This is a genomic window from Pseudomonas sp. IT-232MI5 (assembly GCF_949767845.1).
Taxonomy (GTDB): domain Bacteria; phylum Pseudomonadota; class Gammaproteobacteria; order Pseudomonadales; family Pseudomonadaceae; genus Aquipseudomonas.
In genome coordinates, this window is sequence record NZ_CATKQE010000011.1 from 233236 (window position 1) to 254555 (window position 21320).

Sequence of the window (21320 nt, forward strand, 5' to 3'; positions counted from 1 at the left end):
GTTGGGCTCGAATGCTACTGAGTGGCTATTACGCTGTCCAGAAAGTGTGCTTTTAAGCTACTGACCTAGGCGAAATCTTCCGGCATGAGTCTGTTCGAGGCTACCAGCCATGATGGAAAGCTTGCTTTACATCGGATAAATCTTCGGCGACCATGTAAAGGGTCTTTTACATAGGAAGTGAAGAATGAACCGGTACTACCTCGAATTGGGCGCAGCATTAATCATCTACATGCTGGTCCTGACAGCCTCATTGATTGCCTCGCAATACCAGATGGACGCCCCCATCGTGCTGCGCTCGGCCGTCGCACTGACGCCGATCGTTCCGGCGGGACTGATGTGCTGGGCCATCGTGCGCAATATGCGGCGCATGGATGAAATGCATCTGCGCATCCAGTTCGAAGCCTTGGGTTTTGCCTTTGCCGCCTCGGCACTGCTGACGTTCAGCTACGGTTTTCTGGAAAACGTCGGCGCTCCGCACATTCCGTGGACGTGCGTGTGGCCGGTGATGGGGCTGATGTGGATTGTCGGTCTGCACATTGCGCGACGCCGTTACCAATGAAAAACCGCCTCAAGGAATTGCGCGCCGAGCGCAAATGGTCGCAGGTCGATCTGGCTGAACGCCTGAGCGTGTCGCGTCAGACGATTAACGCTATAGAAAACGAACGCTACGACCCGAGTCTGCCACTGGCCTTTCAGATTGCCCGGGCGTTCGAGCTACCGATTGAAAGCATCTTCGATGATGGCGAATCCTGAATGGAAAAAGGGGCAACAGACGTTGCCCCTTTTCTATCAACTCCCCGCGCCACCATGCGCCTCTTCAAAGAAGTAATCCTTCCAACTGTCGGCCTTGTTCTTCAGCACGCCCAGCTCCTGCAATTTCTCGGCGTAGATGAACGTACGCTGCGGCACCACAGTGAAATCGATTTCCGGATCCTTGACGATTTGCTCGACCAGAGCCAGCGGCAGTTTCGACTGCTCGACACGAATGTACGCCTGAGCCGCCGCCGGCTTATCAGCCTTGATGATCTTCTCGGCCTCGGCCAACGCGTCATAGAACGCCTTGTAGGTTTTCGGGTTTTCGTCGTGGAATTTTTCTGTGGTGTAGAGCACGTTGAACGTCGCCTGCCCACCGAGCACATCATAAGAGCTCAGCACTTTGTGCACGTTGGGATTCTGCAGGGCCTGGTACTGGAACGGCGGGCTGGAGAAGTGCGAGTTGATTTCCGAGCCGCCGGCGATCAGCGCGGCCGTCGCATCGGGGTGCGGCAGGCTGACTGAAATGTCGTCGAATTTCTTGTACTGCGCGTCACCGAACTCCTTGGCGGTTTCGATCTGCAAAGTGCGCGACTGGAAGCCGACGCCGGCGGCCGGCACGGCAATCCGGTCCTTGTCGGTGAAGTCCTTGAGCGTTTTGATGTTCGGATTGTTGGTCAGCAGATAGTTGGGCATCGAGCCCAGTGCGGCGATGGCTTTGACATTCTGTTTACCCTTGGTGCGATCCCACACGGTGAGCATTGGCGGCACGCCGGCGGAAACCACGTCGAGCGATCCGGTGAGCAACGCTTCGTTCATCGCGGTGGCGCCGGAGATGCTGTTCCAGTCGACCTTGATGTCGAGGCCCTGTTCCTTACCGTGTTTTTCGATGAGGTTCTGATCGCGCACCACATCGAGAATCAGGTAACCGATGCCGAATTGCTGGGCGATGCTGATCTTGCCTTCGGCCTGAGCGCCGGCGCTGAACAACGCACTCGCGGCCAGAGAAGCGGCCAACAGAGTCAGTGCGGGACGTTTGAACGGTGTGGCCATGACAACCTCGCAGGATGGGGGTGGTTTGCTGAAAGGCCTGACTTTATCGCTATAAAAAATAGAAATTAAATATCTTTATCGCATATCGATAGCACGGGTTGTTGAGCGAAATCGGGCTGCGCGCTTTTGATTGTGAGGTTTAAAACGATCGCAGCGTTGCACAGCTCCTACATTGGATGCCGGTGATGGTTAGGCACCTTAAACAGCCTGAAACAATAAATCCGTCGGCAGCAATATCGCCAATGGTCGTGCAACACGAGGGCCGGTCAGGCCTGCGGACGCACCATCACCTTGATTAGCCCGCACGCCAGCGCATCAGCTGAGCGTTTAAAAGGGCGATCAGACAGCCCACCCTTGGTATCATCGCGCACACTTTTATGACGATTTAATGGCTGGAAGGTCTTTTTTGTGAGTGCTCTTTTTAACCGGTTGCGGCAGCCGCATGCCCGCCTCTTTTCGCTGATTGTTCTGGTGCTGGTGGTGCCGGTGTGCCTGCGTGCGGCGCTGGGCTGGTCGGCGCCGTTGGGCTATTTATCGGATCTGGCCATTGGCAGCCTGTTGGTGGTGTTGCTGCATCGCCGGGCGTGGTGGCTGGCCTTGCCGGTGCTGCTGTTCTGGGCCTTGCTGGCGGTGGCGACCGCTGAACTGGTCAGCGCCGTCGGGCGTCTGCCGACACCTTCCGACATTCATTACCTGATCGATCCGCAGTTCGTGGAAAATTCCACCGGTGGCGGCCTGGCCCATCCTGCACTGGGCATCACTTTGCTGCTGGCTCTGGTGTTCTGGCTGCTGACCCAATTTGCCGGCCGTGGCATGCCGCGCCCGCCCCTGCCCCGCGCAGCCTGGAGCGCGCCACTGCTATTGTTCGCCGCGCACTGGGGTGCGCAAAACCTGTGGCCGAGCGAAGCCGATCCGTGGCGCCAGTACAACCTGCCACACCAGTTGCTGGCCAGCGAGGCCGCTGATCTGCAGATCCAGGCCGAGGAGTGGCTGGACGGTGACGTCGAAGAACCCGCGCCGGCCATGGCCGGACTCACCGACGTCGACCTCAACGGGCAGAAATTGCTGGCCGCGCCGGGGCAAGCGCGCAACGTACTGATCATCGCGCTGGAAGGCATTCCCGGCGCCTATATCCGCGCCAACCGCGAGGCGATCGGCAGCCATTATCAGGAAGACCTGATGCCCAACCTCAGCCGCTGGGCCGAGCGCGGCATGAACACCCCGGATTACGTGCTGCACACACACCAGACCATTCGCGGTCTGTACGCGATGCTCTGCGGCGATTATGACAAGCTCAACAACGGCACGCCCAAAGGCGTGGAAATGCTCACCCTCAACGAGCGCAATCAGGCCTGCCTGCCGGCGCAACTGCGAGATCACGGCTTCAGCACTCACTATCTGCAAGGTGCCGGGCTGCGTTTCATGGCCAAAGACAAGATCATGCCGCACATCGGTTTCGATGCGACGCACGGTCTGGAGTGGTTCACCAACAGCAACTATCTGGAGTTCCCGTGGGGCAAGGATGACAAGGCATTTTTCGAAGGCGCGCTGGACTATGTCGGCCAACTGAAAAAACAGAAAAAACCGTGGATGCTGACGTTGCTGACCGTCGGCACGCATCAGCCCTACTCCGCACCCGAGGAATATCTGGAACGCTACGAAACGCCAAAACAGGCGGCCGTCGGTTATCTCGACGATGCGCTGGAGCAGTTCCTCAGCGGCCTCGAACGCCAAGACGTCCTGAAAGATACGCTGGTGGTGATCACCTCGGACGAATCCCACGGCATCGACGGTGTCCGCCTGGCTTCTTCGTGGGGCTTCAACCTGACCCTGGCACCGGAGCAGGCACAACTGCCGCGGCTGAACAAAGGCGTGTATGGCCACGTCGATCTGAGCACCTCGATTCTCGATTACTTTGACTTGCCGGTGCCTTCCGCGCTGAGCGGTCGCTCGCTGTTTCGCGACTACGACAGCGGCCGCGAAATCATGTCGTTCACCAACGGCAAGCTGCGCTATCACAACGGTCAGGGGATCTTTTCCGAGTGCGATATGCCGCGTCGCTGCCGCTACTACGAAAGCGCCGGGTTCATCGCCGACAGCGCCATCTATAAAGGCAACTACAGCGGCCACCCGGCCCGACAGATCGCCGCCCGTGCCAACGCCCTCGACCTGTCGCTGTTGCGCACGCCGCTCAATCATCGCTATCAATTCGGCAGCACCAACGTCATCCCGCTGCAAGCGCAGATCAACGATGACTGGGCCGACAATCTGATTGGCGCGCAATACCTGGAAATGCCCAAAGGCTCGCACACACGCGTGCGTCTGACCGTGCGCTCAGTCGATCCGCAGCAGGCGGCGTATATTCAGCTCAAGGCCAAGGAGTTTGAACAGGACGTGCAGATCGGCTTGCCGCAGGAGATGGTGGCAACCGCCGAGCAGCCGCTGGAAATGAACTTCAGCTTCGACAACCCGCAAGAGCGCAAAGCGTTTTCTTTCCATTTGCTGGGGTATGGGTTGGGTGCGGTTGAAGTGACGGATTTCAGTGTGATTACTGAATTGCCGGGGCAAGAGGATATTCTCGACGACGTGCCGGATGACGACACCGCCCAATCCACCTGATCACGCCCGTGTAGGAGTTGCCGCAGGCTCGGGCCGCGATCGGACGATCTTTTGCTTTTAAAATAAAGATCAAAAGATCGCAGCCTGCGGCCGCTCCTACAGTGGGAATCAGTGATTATCAGAACGTCGTGCGCAATCCGACCTGAATGCTGCGCCCTTCTGCCGGCGCAATGTCGCGCAGGATCGAACTGGCGTAACGCACGGTTTGATTGGTCAGGTTCTCGGCATTGACGAAGGCCAGCCATTTACTCTGGCCGACATCAAAGTGATACCCGACATTGGCGCCCAGCGTGGTGTAGCCGTCGGTGCCGCTTTCGTTATCCGGCACCCGATGTTGTGAACTGGCGTGCTCTACATCGATGCGCGCCTGCCACTTGTCCAGTTCCCACAGCAGCCCGCTGTTGAGCCGCAGCGGCGCGATTCGCGGTAAATCTTCGCCGGTGTCCAGGTTCTTCGCGCGGGTGTAGTCACCGGACAACTCCAGGGCAAACTTGCCGTAGGCATTTTCGCCAAGGTTCCAGCGGTCCTGCGCCTCAATACCGCTGAAGCGCGCCCGCACGCCGGAGTAGGTGTATTCAGGGATACCATCGGCGTCCTCCTCGCCTTCATCATTCAATGTGCGGCCCGTGCCGAGTAAACCGATGTAATTGGAGAAGTGGCTGTAGAACACACCGACACTGCCCTTGTGCGTGCCGTTATCGAAACGCAACGCCAGATCACTGGATACGGCTTTTTCTTTCGACAGCCCGGCATCACCGACTTCATAGGTGCCGGTCGCCACATGGGCACCGTTGGCGTAAAGCTCATAGAACGTCGGTGCGCGCTCGGTGTAGCCCAGCGTCGCAGCCACCGACCAGATCGGCGTCAGCGTGTACACCGCGCCAGAGGAAAGACTGCCAGCGGTGAAACTGCTGGAGCGGTCGGCGCTGGCGAAGCGTTCGTTACCCTTCGCGTCCGGGTCGACCGTGGTGTGCTCAAGGCGTCCGCCGAGGGTGAACAGCAGTCGATCGGTGGCTTGCAACTCCTCAAGAATGAACAGCGCAGCGGCATTGGTATCGGTCTGCGGCACAAACGCCTCTTCACCCAATGCCGAAAACTCGTTGCGGCTGACCTGTGCACCAATCACGCCATTGAACGGCCCCAACGGCTGATGCCGCGCCTCGACCCGTGCTTCGTAACCTTTGTTCTTGAACGTCGTGCCAACCTCGCCGCCTTCGATTTCGCGGTGCTCGTAATCGGTGTAACCGGCATCCAGTTTGATCGAGGTGAATGGCCCGTCGAGATTGCGTATCTCCGAGGCAAAGGCGTAGTGCTCCTGTTGCATGCGAATACGTACGTCTTGTTCAGCGGGCGAACCGTAATTGGAATCGTAGTTGCTGTAGGACAGACCGGCATAACCGTCATCCCAGGTGTACGACCCGCCGACCGCGCCGCCATCCTGGCGACCATCGCTGTTGGCCAGGCGATGTTTTTTCGAGTCGCCGTCGTCGTTTGCGCGTTCGCGAGCGGTTTTCGCGTAACCGGGGATTTTCAGGTCATTGAACTCGCGGGCGCTAGCGTCCAGATGCAAGGCGAATTGTCCGTTACCGGCCTCCAGTTTGCCGGCGCTGCTGCGCGTGGTGTCGGCACCGCCATAGCGCAACTCACCAGCGCCATGAATGCCATCGATGGCCTCAGTCGGGATGCGGTTATCCAAGGTGTTGACCACCCCGCCAATGGCACTGCCGCCGTACAGCAGAGCCGCCGGGCCACGGACGATTTCAACGCGCTCGACGTTGACCGGGTCCAGCGGCACGGCGTGGTCGTAAGACAGCGACGAGGCATCCAGCGCGCCGACTCCGTTGCGCAGAATACGGATGCGATCACCGTCCTGGCCACGAATAATCGGTCGGCTCGCACCCGGGCCGAAGTACGACGAGGAAACCCCGGGTTGCTTGTTCAGGGTTTCGCCGAGGCTGCCCTTCTGTTGGAACGTGAGGTCGTCGCCGCTAAGTACCGTCGAGGGCGAGGCAAGTGTCTGGCTGCCGAGCGGATTGCCGGTGATGACTTGCGGTTGCAGTTCGAGGGTGTCGGCGGCGAATACCGGCGACGCAAAAAGCAGCGCGGCGGCCAACGGATTGAGGCGTCGTTGCAGGGGGTGGGAACGGGCAGGCATTGCAAAATTTCCATGCGCTGAAATGTGAGGATCGCTGCCAGCGTTTTGCTTTAACGCTGGTAGAAACAGAATGAAACGAATTTTATGTTATACAATAACATTTCCTCCTGTCATCCCGATTTTCACATTTTGTTTTTTGCAGAGGCTCAACAACGCATGTTTCAAGCAGGCAGCCCCTATCGGCTCATCCGTGAAGTGCTCCGAAAGAAGCTGAAAGACTTTGCCTATCAGCCTCCAATAGTCGGCCTATTAGCTGACTCCTCAAGTCGGGTCTAGCCTTACTAGTCCGAAGTCGGCACGAGCCGGCCGTAGCAGACCTGATAAGGACCCGAACATGGCAAACGAATCGAAATGCCCGTTCAACCACGCCGCCGGTGGTGGTACGACGAACCGTGACTGGTGGCCGAATCAACTCAACCTGAAAATCCTGAGTCAGCACTCGCCCAAGTCCGATCCGTTGGGCAAGGACTTCGACTACGCCAAAGCCTTCAAGAGCCTCGACTTTCAAGCCCTGAAACAAGACCTCAACGCACTGATGACCGACTCCCAGGATTGGTGGCCGGCCGACTTCGGCCATTACGGCCCCCTCTTCATCCGCATGGCCTGGCACAGCGCCGGCACCTATCGCACCGCCGATGGCCGTGGTGGCGCCGGCTCCGGGCAACAACGTTTTGCGCCGCTGAACAGCTGGCCGGACAACGTCAGTCTCGACAAGGCCCGGCGCCTGTTATGGCCGATCAAGCAGAAATATGGTCGCAACATTTCCTGGGCCGACCTGATCGTTCTCACCGGGAACGTCGCGCTGGAATCCATGGGCTTCAAAACCTTTGGTTTCTCCGGTGGCCGCCCCGATGTGTGGGAGCCGGACGAAGATGTCTATTGGGGTTCCGAGCACGAATGGCTCGGTGGCGACAGCCGTTACGGCAAAGACAAGTCAGCCATGCAGGAGCCCGGTGACGGCACGCTGGTCGCCGAGCCGGATCTGCACGGCAAAGAAGAGAGCCGCACCGATCAGGGCGAACGTAATCTGGAAAACCCGCTCGCTGCGGTGCAAATGGGCCTGATTTACGTAAACCCCGAAGGGCCTGAAGGCAATCCTGACCCGGTCGCGTCGGCCCACGATATCCGCGAAACCTTTGGCCGCATGGCCATGAACGATGAAGAAACCGTCGCGTTGATCGCCGGCGGTCACGCCTTCGGTAAAACTCACGGCGCCGGCCCTGCCGATAACGTCGGGCCTGAGCCGGAAGCGGCAGGCCTCGAAGAACAGGGCCTAGGCTGGCGCAACGCGTTCGGTACCGGCAAGGGTGGCGACACCATTACTAGCGGTCTGGAAGTGACCTGGACCACCACACCGACAAAGTGGAGTAACAACTACCTGGAAAACCTGTTCGGCTTCGAGTGGGAATTGACCAAAAGCCCGGCCGGTGCGCACCAGTGGATTCCGAAGAACGGCGCCGGCGCTGGCACCGTTCCGCATGCCCATGATCCAAACAAGAAACTCTCGCCAACCATGCTCACCTCTGACCTGGCGCTGCGTTTCGATCCGGCCTACGAGCAGATCTCGCGGCGCTTCCTCGCCAATCCCGATCAACTGGCCGATGCGTTTGCCCGTGCCTGGTACAAACTGATCCACCGCGACATGGGTCCATTGTCTCGTTACCTTGGCCCGGAACTGCCGAACGAAGAACTGCTGTGGCAAGACCCGATTCCGGATGCCACGCACCCACTGATCGACGACAGCGACGCTGCCGCGCTGAAAAGCAAAATCCTCGCGTCGGGGCTTTCGGTGTCACAACTGGTCTCGACCACCTGGGCCGCTGCTTCGACATTCCGCGGTTCGGACAAACGCGGCGGCGCCAACGGCGGCCGCCTGCGTCTGGCACCGCAGAAGTTCTGGCAAGCCAACCAGCCTGAGCAACTGGCCAAAGTGCTGCAAACCCTTGAGGGCATTCAGAACGAGTTCAATGGCGGCGCTGCCGGCAAGAAAGTCTCGCTCGCGGACCTGATCGTGTTGGCCGGGAATGCCGGGGTCGAACAAGCAGCGAAAAATGCCGGCCATTCGGTCACGGTGCCATTCACTCCGGGACGGACGGATGCCAGCCAAGAGCAAACCGACGTCGACTCCTTTGGCTTCCTTGAACCGATTGCCGATGGCTTCCGCAACTACAGCAAAGGCAAGTACACCGTTTCGGCCGAGGCGCTGCTGATCGACAAGGCACAACTGCTGACCCTCACCGCACCGGAAATGACTGTGCTGCTGGGTGGTTTGCGGGTGTTGAATACCAACGTCGGGCAAACCCGGCATGGCGTGTTCACCTCGCAAACTGAAGCGCTGACCAACGACTTCTTCACCAACCTGCTGGACATGGGCGTGGAGTGGAAGCCAACTTCAAGGGATGCGGATGAGTTCGAGGGGCGCGACCGTAAAACCGGCAGCGTGAAGTGGACGGCGACGCGGGTGGATCTGGTGTTTGGTTCCAATGCACAGTTGAGGGCGCTGGCTGAGGTGTATGCCAGTTCGGATGCGAAGGAGCAGTTTGTGAAGGACTTTGTGGCGGCGTGGACGAAGGTCACCAACCTGGACCGGTTTGACCTGAAGTAATTTTTCGGAAAATGAAAACGCCGCATTGTTTCAATGCGGCGTTTTTTGTGTGTACGGCTTGGGTTTTATGGTGATGCGTAAACCCTACCCCCTCACCCCAGCCCTCTCCCCCAGGGGGGGGCGAGGGGGAAAGGGAGCAGATCTTCGTGCTATCCAAAACCTGAGTTCGACTCCGGACTTTCAGGTCGGCGTAACTCGAACATTCACCTCGGTCAGTCCCCTCTCCCACTGGGAGAGGGTTAGGGTGAGGGTCGGTTCACAGCTGGAACACCGACTCCAACACACCATCAAGCCAGGCTCTTGCTCACCACCTCATACACATCACTCGACAACTGCCCCGACGCCCGAATCCGCTCCAGCTCGGCCTTCATCAACGCCTGCCGCGCACCGTCGTATTTACGCCACCGAGTCAGCGGCGCCAATTGCCGAGAAGCAATCTGTGGGTTGAAGCCGTTCAGCTCGATCACCAGATCCGCGAGGAAGCGATAACCGGAACCGTCCGCCGCGTGGAAGTTGATCAGGTTCTGCCCGGCAAATGCACCGACCAGCGCACGCACCTTGTTCGGGTTCTTGATGTTGAACGCCGGGTGCTGCATCAACGCTTTCACGCGCTCCAGACCGCCTGGCAAAGTGCTGCCGGCCTGCACGCTGAACCACTGATCCATGACCAGCGGGTTGTCCTTGAAGTGCTCGGCGAAACTGGCCAGTGCCAGCGCTTTCTGCTCTTCGAACGGCGAGTTGACCAACACGGCCAGAGCGGTCAGGCGCTCGGTCATGTTGTCGGCGCTCTCGAACTGCTCCAGCGCCGCTGCCAATACTTCCGGCTTGCCGCTGAGCATCAGGTACGACAGCGCAATATTCTGCAGCGCGCGACGAGCGAAATGCTCGGCTTCGGCCACGTACGGGGTTTTCTTCGACAGGTCACGGTTGGCCTGATAACGCAGCCACAGCGCCTCGAACAAACTGTCCGCCAGTTGCTTGCGGGCAAATTCGCGAGCGGTGTGAATCGCCTCGACATCCGCCACTTCGCTGATCTCGGTCAGATAGGCCTCACCCGGCAGCGAGAGCATTTCCGCAACCATCGCCTGATCCAGCGACTCATCGGACAGCACGGTTTTCAGCGCCGACACCAGACGCGGATCAAGCTTCAGACTCTCGCCCTTCTGCTGCTGGCCGATCAACTCTTGCAGGACCTGCACCGACAGTTGCTGACCGGCATCCCAGCGGTTGAAGCCGTCGCTGTCGTGCTGCATCAGGAACATCAGTTGATCGCGGTTGTACGGGAAGCTCAGTTTCACCGGCGCCGAGAAGCCGCGCAGCAGCGATGGCAGCGGCTGTGCAGCGATATCAACGAAGGTGAAAGTCTGCTCGGCTTCAGTCACCGAGATCACGCGAGTAGTGCCTTGCGCCGATGATTCGCCAGCCAGACGCAGGGCAATCTCGTTGCCCTGGCTGTCGAGCAGGCCGAGTTCGACCGGAATCACGAACGGCAGTTTTTCAACTTTATCCGGGGTTTCCGGGCAGCTCTGGCGGAAGGTCAGGCTGTAGGTTTTCGCGGCGGCGTCGTACGACTCGCTCACCGCCAGACGCGGCGTGCCAGCCTGGCTGTACCAGCGCTTGAACTGGGTCAGATCGACACCGTTGGCATCTTCCATCGCCTTGATGAAGTCGTCGCAGGTCACCGCTTGACCGTCATGGCGCTCGAAATACAGATCGCTGCCCTTACGGAAGCCTTCGGCGCCGAGCAAGGTGTGGATCATGCCGACCACTTCCGAACCCTTCTCGTACACGGTCAGGGTGTAGAAGTTGGAAATCTCGATAAAGCTGTCCGGGCGCACAGCGTGGGCCATCGGGCCGGCGTCTTCGGCGAACTGGTGGGTGCGCAGGTAAGCCACATCCTGAATGCGCTTGACCGTGGCCGAGTTCATGTCGGCGGAGAAGCCGGAATCACGGAACACCGTGAAGCCTTCTTTCAGCGACAGCTGGAACCAGTCGCGGCAGGTCACGCGGTTGCCCGACCAGTTGTGGAAGTATTCGTGAGCGACGATCGCTTCAACGCGCTGGTGCGCAGCATCGGTCGCGGTTTCGGCGCGGGCCAGTACGGCGCTGGAGTTGAAGATGTTGAGGCCTTTGTTCTCCATCGCACCCATGTTGAAGTCGTTGACGGCGACGATCATGAAGATGTCCAGATCGTACTCGCGACCGTAAACCTCTTCGTCCCAGCGCATCGACTTCTTCAGGCTGTTCATCGCGTGCTGGCACTTGTCGATGTTTTCCGGCTCGACGTAAATGCGCAGCGCGACATTGCGCTGGGTCATGGTGGTAAAGGTGTCTTCAACGCACCACAAATCACCGGCCACCAGCGCAAACAGGTACGCCGGTTTCATGAACGGGTCTTCCCACGTAGCCCAGTGCCGGCCGTCTTCGCCCGGGCCCGAGGCAATCGGGTTGCCGTTGGAGAGCAGCACCGGGTAGCTGTGCTGTTCGGCGACCACGGTGGTGGTGAACTTGCTCATCACGTCCGGGCGGTCGAGGTAATAAGTGATCTTGCGGAAACCTTCGGCCTCGCACTGGGTGCAGAACATCGTGCCGGACTTGTACAGGCCTTCCAGTGCGGTGTTGGTTTCCGGGTGGATCTTGACGCTGGTGTCGAGCGTGAAGGTTTCGCTGGTCGGTTGCAGAGTCAGATGGTTTTCGGTCAGCTGGTAGTCGGCGTCAGACAGCGCCTGATCGGCCAGACTCACAGACAACAATTCCAGCTGCTGGCCATCGAGTACCAGCGGCGGCAGGCCCGGGCCACGCGCCGGGTTGCGGCGCATCACCAACTGCGCGTGCACCAGACTGTGATCCTCGAACAACTCGAAGGTCAGGTGTGTTTCGTCGATCAGGTACTCGGGCGCCTGATAGTCCTTCAGGTAAATCATCTTCGGTTGTTCGGTGCGCATGCTGGCGTCCTTATTGATGCACGGCGAGCTGATAGGCCGTGTACTTGCGAATGTTGATCACGCCGGTGTCGAAGATCAGGTACTGGCCCTTGATCCCCAGCAGCGTGCCTTCGGCAATCGGGTTCTTGTCCAGGTTGAAGCTGACGATTTTGGCCGGGTATTGCTCGACCGGGTAGCGGATTTCCAGCGGTTCGACATCGGCAATGGTCTGAATCGCCTGCAGGCCGAATCGCTCCTGCAAACCTTGCAGGCCTTCGGCGCAGCTTTCGAATAACTGGTCACGTACCTGCGCCAGATCGACCGCCGCCGCATCACCCTTGAGCAACGCGCGCCAGTTGGTCTTGTCCGCCACCTGACTGCGGAACAGGTCTTCAACGAAGCCCGATTGCTGCCGTGTCGAGACGCGCATGATCGGCAATGCCTGACATGCACCCTGATCGATCCAGCGCGTCGGCAGTTGCGTAGCACGAGTGATGCCAACCTTGATGCCCGACGAGTTGGACAGGTAAACCACGTGGTCGGTCATGCAGAACTGCTCGCCCCACGCTGGATCGCGACAGGTGCCGGCGTCATAGTGGCAGCGCTCCGGGCTCATGATGCACAGGTCGCACTGCGCCAGTTTGGTCATGCACGGATAGCAGTAACCCTGACTGAAACTGGTTTTGGTCTTGCGCCCGCAATGGGTGCAGTGGATCGCCCCCAGATATTCCAGACGCAGCGTGGTGCCGATCAACGGGTTGACCGGCACCTCGACGTCATCCAGACGAAACGCGTATTGCACATTCGGCCCGTCCAGGCGCGCCGACATTTTGCTGATTGCACCGCGGCCAATCTCGATCAATGGATGGCATCCGACTTGAACAGGATGTTCGGCACTTCGATCGACTTCGACGCACATTCCTGCGGGCCCATGTAACCGGTGCGCTGGTCTTCAGGCAGGTTCTGGATTTCCCAGGCGATCATCGCCTGCAACGACAGCTCGCGCTGTTCGGCGGTGAGTTTGCCACCGTCGGACCATTTGCCGATTTCCACAGCCAGTTTCAGGCTTTCGTAGATGTCCGGGGTAATGTTGTTGATCATGTCGTTAAAAGAGGACATCAGGGTCTCCGTGCTCTTTATCTACAGAAAATTTTAGGCGGCCAGTTTACGGCGGTTATACAAACCGCCCAACAAACCGGTGAAGCATCCGATGAGTAACCCGCCGACGTGGGCAGCGTTGGCGATTTCGCCGAAACCGATCATCGAGATCAGCCCGGACATGCACACCAGCAACCACACCAGCATCATCACCAGCACGCCGCGCGGGAGGCGATAGGCGGGGTTCGGCGACAGCAGCTGGAAGATCCAGCAATGCCCGAGCAAACCGTAAAGTACGCCGGACAGCCCGCCAAACAAGGTCGCGCCGCTCCAGACAAACTGTGCGTAGTTGGAAACGAGGCTGAACAACAGCGTCAAGCCGATCAGGTTAATGCTGCCCTGACGCGACTCGATACGCCGGCCCAGCTCCCAGTACCACATGCCGTTCATGGCCAGGTGGAGGATGCCGAAGTGGATCAGCATCGGCGTGACCAGCCGCCACCACTGCCCTGCTGCCAGGCTGTCGGCCAACGGTGTGAAATGGATGTACTCGCCGACCACCTGAAAATCGAGGAAGGTCAGCCAGCGCAGGGTCTGCAGATTCTCACCGAGGTACGTCAATCCACCAACGATCAGGCACAACAACAGGATGAACCCGGTGGCCTTGGCGTATTTCAGTTGCTCGGCAAAGCTCGGCCGCTTGACGGTCGGCGCGACGGGAATGTCCATTTGCTGATCGGGATCGCCAGCCGGGAAGCGTTCGTAGAGTGAACGCACGTCATCGCTGATTTCCGCCGGCGCCCACAACACTTGTTCGCCGGCCTCTTCGCTGACCCGATGCGGCACTTGCATTCGTTGCAGCAGTTTGACGAAACCGCTCAAGTCCACTGCCAACGGCAGACGTAATACCGCTACCGCACTCATTGCAGCACCTCCGGCCGCTCGACATCGACCCAGACAAATTTATGCGGATCGAGGCGGGTTTCCTGATCCAGACGATAGGCGACCAGTTTGCCGTAGAGCACCGCGCTGTAATCCAGGCACGCGAGGTTCGGGCGGATCGGCGCCGGTTTGCCGCTGCGCCAATAGTGGCCGACGAACAGCAACGGCTCGTCGACGCCGTAGCGCAGCAGGTTGTTTTTTTCGCTGGAGGTCAGCGGCTTCTGCGCCACCGGGTCTGGCAGTGCATCCGGCTGGAAGACGATATCGCCGTAGGTTTTCGGATCGTCTTCCCAGAACTTGGTGCGGAAGAACGAACGCACCAGACCGTCGCCGCTGGTCATGGTCAGGCCATCCGGCAGGCGCATGTCAGTGCCGCGCAGCAGACGGTCGAACACGGTGCAGGCGAAGCTGTCCGGCACGGCCGAGGCCTGCAGGAAGTGTTCGTCGATGCAGCCATTGGGGAACAGCGCTCGCAACGGTTCGATCAGTCCGGCATCCCAGCAAGCGTGGACAACACGGAAACGTCCGGCGTCGACAAACAGCGGCAGCTCGTAAAACCAGCGTTGGAAATCGTGCCAGTCGCCGGGATGGTCTTCGAATTGGGTCAGGGTTTCGTGCAGCAGGCGTGCGTGGCGCGGCGTGTGTTCGCGCACGAACTGCTTGCCGCTGCCCGGTAGCGCCGGCGTGCTCCAGCCCAGCGCGTTGAATTCGTGGTTGCCCATGATGCACAAGGCCTGACCGGCCTCGACCATGTCGTGGACGATGTGCAGCGCTTCGCGAATGCGTGGGCCACGGTCGATGATGTCGCCGACGAACACGGCCATGCGCGATGGATGCCGCCAGACCCCGCCCTGCTTGTGATAACCGAGGCGGTCAAGCAAGTGTTCGAGGGTCAGGGCGCATCCGTGCACGTCACCAATCAGGTCATAACTGCGCGCGGGATCGAGCATCAGTCGCCTCCACCGCCCAGCTTGCTGCCCCAGCCGAGCTTGGTGCGGCAGACTTCGTAGTAGTTATGGTCGAGCGGGTGAATCAAGCGCAGCTTCTGCGCTTTCTTGCTGACGGTGATGGTGTCGCCCGGCGCGCAGGTGAAATGGTTCTGCCCGTCACAGGAGACTTGCGGGTAAATCTGCATGTTTTTCGACACGACGATTTTCAGCTCACTGTTGCCATCGACCACAATTGGCCGGCTCGACAACATATGGGGGTACATCGGCACGATCACAATGGCATCGAGCTTGGGATGCATGATCGGCCCACCGGCGGACAGCGCGTACGCGGTGGAACCGGTCGGCGTGGCGACGATCAGGCCGTCGGCCTTCTGGCTACAGACGAACTGGCCGTCGATGTACAGCTCGAACTCGATCATCCGCGTCGATTTGCCAGGGTGCAGCACGACATCGTTGAGCGCGTCGCCCTGACCAATGGCCTCGGCATGCCGGCGCACTTCGGCTTGCAGCAGGAAGCGGTTTTCCACCAGATAGTGGCCGTCGAGCACCTTGGCGACTTCGACTTCCAGCTCATCCGGGCGAATATCGGTGAGGAAGCCGAGGCTGCCACGGTTGATCCCCAGCACCGGAATATTGTGTTTGGCCAGCGCACGCGCGGCGCCGAGCAGGCTGCCGTCACCGCCGACGACGATGACCATGTCGCAGACTTCGCCGAGCATCTTGCGCGACGAGGTTTGCAAACCGTGGCCCGGCAGGACTTCGGCGATGGTGTCTTCGAGGATCACATGCAGGTGACGATCGAGCAGAAACCGTTTCAGTCGGCGGACGGTATCCAGCACCTGGGAACTGCCCAGGCGACCGATGATGCCGATATTACGAAATTGCTCCATGGGACCTCTGCGGACAATCGAAAACGCGAAAAACACGATTATGGGCGAAAGCGCCGGTTAGACAAAATCCTTTCAGCCTCAAGGGTGTGCTCGTGTTTACGGCTATGCTCGCAAGATGATCCTATTTCCCGACTTGCTCCAGTTGCCCCACCAATTACGCCATCCGGAAGTGCGCGATCTGGCGTGGGTGATCCTCGCCCCGCCGATGCTTGCCACCACACCGTGGCCGCAGCGCCATCCGCTGGCGGGCAGCGATTGGGTGCACGATCCTGAACGCTTGGAACACTGGCTGCGTCAGTTGGATCGCGACAGCTATGGCTTGCTGCATTGGTTGTCACAGGCACGTACGCGGCGGCTGGGCTTGTATTACGAGCGTCTGTGGCAGTTTGCCGTGCAGCATGCGCCGGGCATTGAATTGATCGCCGCCAACCTGCCGATCCGCCGTGAGGGCCACACCCTCGGTGAGCTGGACATGCTGCTGCGTGATCGCGATGGCGTGCATCACCTGGAACTGGCGATCAAGCTTTACCTTGGGCCGCAAAATGGTGACGGTCGTGATCCGGCGCAATGGCTGGGGCCGGGTTGTCATGATCGGCTGGACCGCAAGCTGGCGCATCTGGCGCAACATCAGTTGCCGATTTCGGCGCGCCCGGAAAGCCGTGCAGTATTGGCGAAGCTGGACATCGAGGTGTTCAGTGCGCAGCTGTGGCTGGGCGGTTATCTGTTGTACCCGTGGCCCGGGCAGGCTGAATCACCGAACGGTGCGCATCCGCAGCATTTGCGCGGCAGTTGGTTGCATCAGAAGGACTGGCCGGCGTTTGTCGCGCAACGTCCAGCCGGACGCTGGCAACCCCTGCCCCGTCACGCCTGGCTGGCGCCGGCGCATTATCCGGCGGATCAGACCTGGACTTTGGAGCATTTACGGATGTGGCTGGAGGATCTTGAGCCATTGGCCCCGGCGCAGTTGATGGTGCGCCTGATCGAAAATGCGCGAGGGCAATGGGAAGAGGCGGAGCGGTTGTTTCTGGTGTCGGACCTTTGGCCGAATGTACCCGGCCAGGCCTGATTTTTTTGTGTCGCCTGTACCGGCCCCATCGCTGGCAAGCCAGCTCCCACAGGTTTTGTGGTGTGGCCCAGATAGTGAACACACCACAAAGCTAATGGGAGCTGGCTTTGTGGTGTGGCTCAGGTAGTGAGCACACTACAAAGTTAATAGGAGCTGGCTTTGTGGTGCGACTCAGGTAGTGAGCACACCACAAAGTTAATAGGAGCTGGCTTTGTGGTGTGGCTCAGGTAGTGAGCACACAGAAGATCCCTGTGGGAGCTGGCTTGCCAGCGATTGCGGCCGACTCGGTCTAAAGGGACAGCCGCACAGCCAAAGCCGCCAACGTCACCAACAACACCGGCACCGTCAACACAATCCCGACCCGGAAGTAATACCCCCAGCCAATGTGAATGCCCTTGCGCTCCAGCACATGCAGCCACAACAACGTCGCCAGACTGCCGATCGGCGTGATCTTCGGCCCCAGATCGCTGCCAATCACGTTGGCATAGATCATCGCCTCCTTGACCACCCCGCTCGCCTGACTCGCATCGATCGATAACAAGCCAATCAACACCGTCGGCAGGTTATTCATGATCGACGACAGCAACGCCGTCAGCACCCCCGTGCCCATTGCCGCGCCCCAGACGCCGTGACCTGCGAAGACATCCAGCCAACCGGCCAGATACCCGGTCAGCCCGGCATTGCGCAGGCCATAGACCACCAGATACATGCCCAGCGAAAAAATCACGATCTGCCACGGCGCTTCCTTCATCACCTTGCGCGTGGAAATCTTGTGGCCACGGGCGGCGATGCCCAGCAACAGCGCGGCGCACACGGCGGAAATCGCACTGATCGGAATGCCCAGCGGCTCCAGCGCAAAGCAACCGATCAGCAGAATCACCAACACCGCCCAACCGGCATAGAACGTGGCTTTATCGTGGATCGCGGTTTCGGGATGTTCGAGTTGCTCAGGGTCGTACGCCGCTGGGATGTCGCGGCGGAAGAACCACAGCAACATACCCAGCGTTGCCGCGACGCTGACGAAGTTCACCGGCACCATCACCGCTGCGTAGCGGTTGAAGCCAATGTGAAAGAAGTCCGCCGAAACAATGTTGACCAGGTTCGACACCACCAGCGGCAGGCTCGCCGTGTCCGCAATAAAACCTGCGCCCATGACAAAGGCCAAGGTCGCGGCTGGAGAGAACCGTAGTGCCAGCAACATCGAAATCACGATCGGCGTGAGGATCAGCGCCGCGCCGTCATTGGCGAACAGCGCTGAAACCAGCGCGCCGAGCAGCACCATAAAGGCAAACAGCTTGCGCCCGCTGCCCCGCCCCCAACGCGCCACGTGCAACGCGGCCCAATTGAAAAAACCGGCTTCGTCGAGCAACAGGCTGATGATGATCAGCGCGACAAAAGTGCCAGTGGCGTTCCAGATGATCTGCCACACCAGCGGGATATCGCTCAGGTGCACAACGCCGAAGATCAGCGCCAGCACGGCGCCAAGCGTCGCACTCCAGCCGACGCCGAGGCCTTTGGGTTGCCAGATGACAAGGGTAATGGTCAGCAGGAAAATCAGTGACGCAGCGAGCATCCGCAACAGCCTTACATGAAAATGGAGTTAGTGAGGGCACCACAAAACCTGTAGGAGTGAGCCTGCTCGCGATAGCGGTGTGTCAGTCGACCGATTTGTAACTGACAGTCCGCTATCGCGAGCAGGCTCACTCCTACATTGTGTTCCGTGTATGGCTTATTTTTTGTGTTGCTCGACGAATTGACCGTACGCATTGATAAAGCTTTGCAGAAAAGGTTTCACCGACTCACTCAACTTGCCCGCCTCATCAAACGCCGAGCCTGCACCGCCCAGATACGCTTCCGGCTGCTGCATGCACGGCACGTTGAGAAACACGAACGACTGGCGCAGATGCTGATTCGCCCCGAAACCACCGATGGCACCTGGCGAAACACTGATCACCGCCCCCGGTTTGCCACTCCAGACAGCCTTGCCATAAGGCCGCGAGCCGACGTCGATGGCATTCTTCAGCGGCGCTGGCACCGAACGGTTGTATTCGGGCGTGACAAACAGCACCGCGTCGGATGAACCCACTTTTTCCCGGAAAGTACTGTAGGCTGCCGGCGGTGAATCACCGTCGATGTCTTCGTTATACAGTGGCAGATCGCCAATTTCGACAATCTCAAGCTTTAGGTTCGCCGGGGCCAGTTCTGCCAGTGCCAGGGCGACTTTGCGATTGATCGATGCTTTGCGCAGGCTACCGACCACTACGGCGACGTTGTAGACATTGCTCATGGAAGACTCTCGATGGTCCGTGGGAGGAGCCAGTAGTTATAGATGATTCGGTGACGATTCCACCAGCACACAAGGGCAAATTCCTGCGTGCTGATTATTTTTTTCCTGTAGGAAAACTTACAGGCCTTGATGGCGGTCTACCAAGCCGCAAATCAAGCGTTTTATCTCCAGAGGTTCTAAGCAGATGGCAGCAGTACTCGTCGGTCAGTTCCATGCAAGAGATGCGGAAGGCCGCGTTTATTCCGTGCATGAGTTCCAGGAATCCAATCCGTCGGCAGACGGTTCCACTGGCTCGGAGCCGATTTACAAACTGGCGATTGGCGATCGCGTCAACAAGGTCAGCGAGAACGAGTTTCTCCTGGTCCAGTCAGGTATCACCCTGACGCGTGAACCCGAGCCAACCGTCGCTTCATAACTGGCCGTTATGAGCAGAAGTCATATGCGCAGACTTGGGGTAGGATTCAGCCACTGACCCCACCTGCTGAACATGGACTTCACGCATGCGTTTACGTCATATCGAAGTGATTCAGGCGCTCTTGCAGACCGGTCACCTGGGCACCGCCGCCGAATGGTTGCAGTTGCCGGTGGCCGAGGTCGAAGAGCGTTTGCGCGAAGCCGAGAGTCAGTTGGGGTTCATGCTGTTCGCCAGCGTGCGCGGACGCCTGCAATCGACACCCGAAGCGCGGGCGTTGCAGGTCGAAATCGCTCACGTTTATGAAGCGCTGGAGCCGGTGCAACGGCTGGCCAGCAGCCTCAGGCAATACCTCGCCCCACCTTTGCGCATCATCGGCACTGCGCCGCTGGCGCAACAATTACTGCCACAAAGTCTCGCCGCCCTGCGTCGTCGTCTGCCCGACGCACCGTGCAGCCTGCTCAGCGCGCCGACTCGCGACATTGTCCGCAGCCTGTTGCTGCGCGAGAGCGATCTCGGTTTAAGCCTGCACGACCCCGAACACCCCGACATTGATTGCCGGCCATTGGCCCAGGGCAAGCTGCAATTGCTCGCGCCCCATGGCTGGTTGCAGCCGAAACAGAAATACATTTCCCTGCAGGATCTGGCCGGTCAGGCCATGATCGGCCTCGAAGGTCAGGACCCGTTGAGCCCGGCACTGGAAAACAAACTCCAGGCGCTGCGCCCGGCGCCGAGCGTGCAGACGCGGGTGCAAACCCATCAGATGATGCGCAGCATGGTCGAGGCCGGTGAAGGCCTGGCCATCGTCGACCCGTTCACTGCACTGGGCGCGCGCCCGGCCGGGCTGGATGTCTGCCCGCTGTCGCCGGCCGTACCGATCAGCGTCTACGCGCTGACCTTCAAGCACGTCGCGCCGTCGGCAGCGATTCAGACGTTACTGGCGATCCTCACGGAACAAGCCGAGGCGATGCTGGCGAGCTGATCGGGTTCTCCAACGGGTTATCGAATAATCGATACCAGAACAGCGCCACTTCGGCGGTGTTCGGATCAATGCCGCGATAGCGCAACTGGTCGATACCACCGATCACATAGCCGCAACGCTCATACAGCCGACAGGCGCCGAGGTTGTTGTTCTGGGTTTCCAGCATGATCCCCGGTAGCTTTTTCTTGCGGCTCCAGAACTGCGCGACATCCAGCAAGGCCTTGGCCACACCATGGCGGCGCGCCGGCGCATGCACCGCCAGTTCATCGATATGCGCGAAGCCGTTCCAGTTAGTACTGATCACCAGATGGCCGACCGGCTCATCGTCGAGATAGGCCATGAAAATCGCGCTGTCCGGCGCGTTGTGGAAAGCGCTGAACTCCTCCGGATCGATGCCGTAGCACTTGCGGTACGGCACGATCGGCGTCACCCGCCATTGTTCGACAGGCTGGCCGATCACGGCGGCACCATAGGCCGCGACTTCGAAGCTGAAGTCGCTGCCCCAGATATACGGCGCAAAGCCTTCATCGGCGACGCGCACCGACAGCCCTGGGTATTTTGGATTCATGACCGGTTGCATACTG

18 protein-coding genes are annotated in these 21320 nt (G+C 59.5%); 7 read left to right on the plus strand and 11 right to left on the minus strand.

Going from position 1 to position 21320, the window contains the following annotated elements; genetic code table 11:
• The first annotated feature begins 184 nt into the window (after positions 1–184).
• Together ACM6JQ_RS09845 and ACM6JQ_RS09850 are read left to right on the plus strand one after the other, a co-directional pair.
• Entirely contained in the window at positions 185–559 is a 375-nt protein-coding gene (locus ACM6JQ_RS09845; RefSeq protein WP_414893680.1) for a hypothetical protein, read from the plus strand.
• Positions 556–753, plus strand: a complete 198-nt coding sequence (locus ACM6JQ_RS09850; RefSeq protein ID WP_414893681.1) for a helix-turn-helix transcriptional regulator — start codon at positions 556–558, stop codon at positions 751–753. The genes ACM6JQ_RS09845 and ACM6JQ_RS09850 overlap by 4 nt, the downstream gene beginning before the upstream one ends.
• Before the next feature lie 36 nt (positions 754–789).
• Here the strand turns inward: ACM6JQ_RS09850 and ACM6JQ_RS09855 are convergent, their stop codons facing one another.
• Positions 790–1806, minus strand: a complete 1017-nt coding sequence (locus ACM6JQ_RS09855; protein ID WP_414893682.1) for an ABC transporter substrate-binding protein — start codon at positions 1804–1806, stop codon at positions 790–792.
• 408 nt (positions 1807–2214) lie between these two features.
• On the opposite strand from ACM6JQ_RS09855, the gene ACM6JQ_RS09860 reads away from it, so the two are divergent.
• On the plus strand, positions 2215–4425 hold the full coding sequence (locus ACM6JQ_RS09860) for an LTA synthase family protein (RefSeq protein WP_414893683.1): 2211 nt from the start codon (positions 2215–2217) through the stop codon (positions 4423–4425).
• Positions 4426–4543: 118 nt separating this feature from the next.
• Here ACM6JQ_RS09860 and ACM6JQ_RS09865 read toward each other — a convergent pair whose 3' ends face one another.
• Positions 4544–6580, minus strand: coding sequence for a TonB-dependent receptor (locus tag ACM6JQ_RS09865; protein ID WP_007915963.1), 2037 nt, complete (start codon positions 6578–6580; stop codon positions 4544–4546).
• A gap of 334 nt (positions 6581–6914) precedes the next feature.
• On the opposite strand from ACM6JQ_RS09865, the gene katG reads away from it, so the two are divergent.
• The gene (gene katG / locus ACM6JQ_RS09870; protein ID WP_414893684.1) at positions 6915–9185 is read left to right on the plus strand and encodes a catalase/peroxidase HPI; all 2271 of its coding nucleotides are present in this window, start codon (positions 6915–6917) and stop codon (positions 9183–9185) included.
• A 287-nt stretch (positions 9186–9472) separates the two neighbouring features.
• Here katG and pepN read toward each other — a convergent pair whose 3' ends face one another.
• The 6 genes from pepN to ACM6JQ_RS09900 are packed head-to-tail and all read right to left on the minus strand — an operon-like array spanning position 9473 to position 15989.
• A complete protein-coding gene (pepN, locus tag ACM6JQ_RS09875; protein WP_414893685.1) occupies positions 9473–12130 on the minus strand; it encodes an aminopeptidase N in 2658 nt (885 codons plus the stop codon).
• Between the two features lie 10 nt (positions 12131–12140).
• Positions 12141–12971, minus strand: coding sequence for a DUF2797 domain-containing protein (locus ACM6JQ_RS09880; RefSeq protein ID WP_414893686.1), 831 nt, complete (start codon positions 12969–12971; stop codon positions 12141–12143).
• Positions 12968–13228 carry a YeaC family protein gene (locus ACM6JQ_RS09885; RefSeq protein WP_007919229.1) on the minus strand — a complete coding sequence of 87 codons (261 nt, stop codon included), beginning with the start codon at positions 13226–13228 and terminating at the stop codon, positions 12968–12970. The genes ACM6JQ_RS09880 and ACM6JQ_RS09885 overlap by 4 nt, the downstream gene beginning before the upstream one ends.
• A 33-nt stretch (positions 13229–13261) precedes the next feature.
• On the minus strand, positions 13262–14131 hold the full coding sequence (locus tag ACM6JQ_RS09890) for a rhomboid family intramembrane serine protease (RefSeq protein ID WP_095111852.1): 870 nt from the start codon (positions 14129–14131) through the stop codon (positions 13262–13264).
• Complete coding sequence (locus ACM6JQ_RS09895) at positions 14128–15099, minus strand: metallophosphoesterase (protein WP_007919225.1); 972 nt, start codon at positions 15097–15099, stop codon at positions 14128–14130. The genes ACM6JQ_RS09890 and ACM6JQ_RS09895 overlap by 4 nt, the downstream gene beginning before the upstream one ends.
• Positions 15099–15989, minus strand: coding sequence for an NAD(+) kinase (locus ACM6JQ_RS09900; protein WP_003224174.1), 891 nt, complete (start codon positions 15987–15989; stop codon positions 15099–15101). The genes ACM6JQ_RS09895 and ACM6JQ_RS09900 overlap by 1 nt, the downstream gene beginning before the upstream one ends.
• A 115-nt stretch (positions 15990–16104) precedes the next feature.
• Between ACM6JQ_RS09900 and ACM6JQ_RS09905 the strand changes: the two genes are divergently transcribed.
• Positions 16105–17055, plus strand: a complete 951-nt coding sequence (locus ACM6JQ_RS09905; protein ID WP_414893687.1) for a DUF1853 family protein — start codon at positions 16105–16107, stop codon at positions 17053–17055.
• A 289-nt stretch (positions 17056–17344) separates the two neighbouring features.
• Here the strand turns inward: ACM6JQ_RS09905 and ACM6JQ_RS09910 are convergent, their stop codons facing one another.
• Positions 17345–18628: an arsenic transporter gene (locus ACM6JQ_RS09910; protein ID WP_116029626.1), complete on the minus strand. Its 1284-nt coding sequence runs from the start codon at positions 18626–18628 to the stop codon at positions 17345–17347.
• A 156-nt stretch (positions 18629–18784) separates the two neighbouring features.
• Positions 18785–19342 (minus strand): NADPH-dependent FMN reductase, encoded by a 558-nt coding sequence (locus ACM6JQ_RS09915; RefSeq protein WP_007910565.1) that lies wholly within the window; start codon positions 19340–19342, stop codon positions 18785–18787.
• Positions 19343–19526: 184 nt separating this feature from the next.
• Here ACM6JQ_RS09915 and ACM6JQ_RS09920 point away from each other — a divergent pair, with 184 nt between their 5' ends.
• Positions 19527–19757: a hypothetical protein gene (locus ACM6JQ_RS09920; protein WP_007910567.1), complete on the plus strand. Its 231-nt coding sequence runs from the start codon at positions 19527–19529 to the stop codon at positions 19755–19757.
• An 85-nt stretch (positions 19758–19842) separates the two neighbouring features.
• On the plus strand, positions 19843–20736 hold the full coding sequence (locus tag ACM6JQ_RS09925; protein WP_007910568.1) for a LysR family transcriptional regulator: 894 nt from the start codon (positions 19843–19845) through the stop codon (positions 20734–20736).
• Here ACM6JQ_RS09925 and ACM6JQ_RS09930 read toward each other — a convergent pair.
• Positions 20702–21316, minus strand: a complete 615-nt coding sequence (locus tag ACM6JQ_RS09930; protein WP_007910569.1) for a GNAT family N-acetyltransferase — start codon at positions 21314–21316, stop codon at positions 20702–20704. The two genes, ACM6JQ_RS09925 and ACM6JQ_RS09930, sit on opposite strands and share 35 nt — an antisense overlap.
• Between the last annotated feature and the right edge of the window lie 4 nt (positions 21317–21320).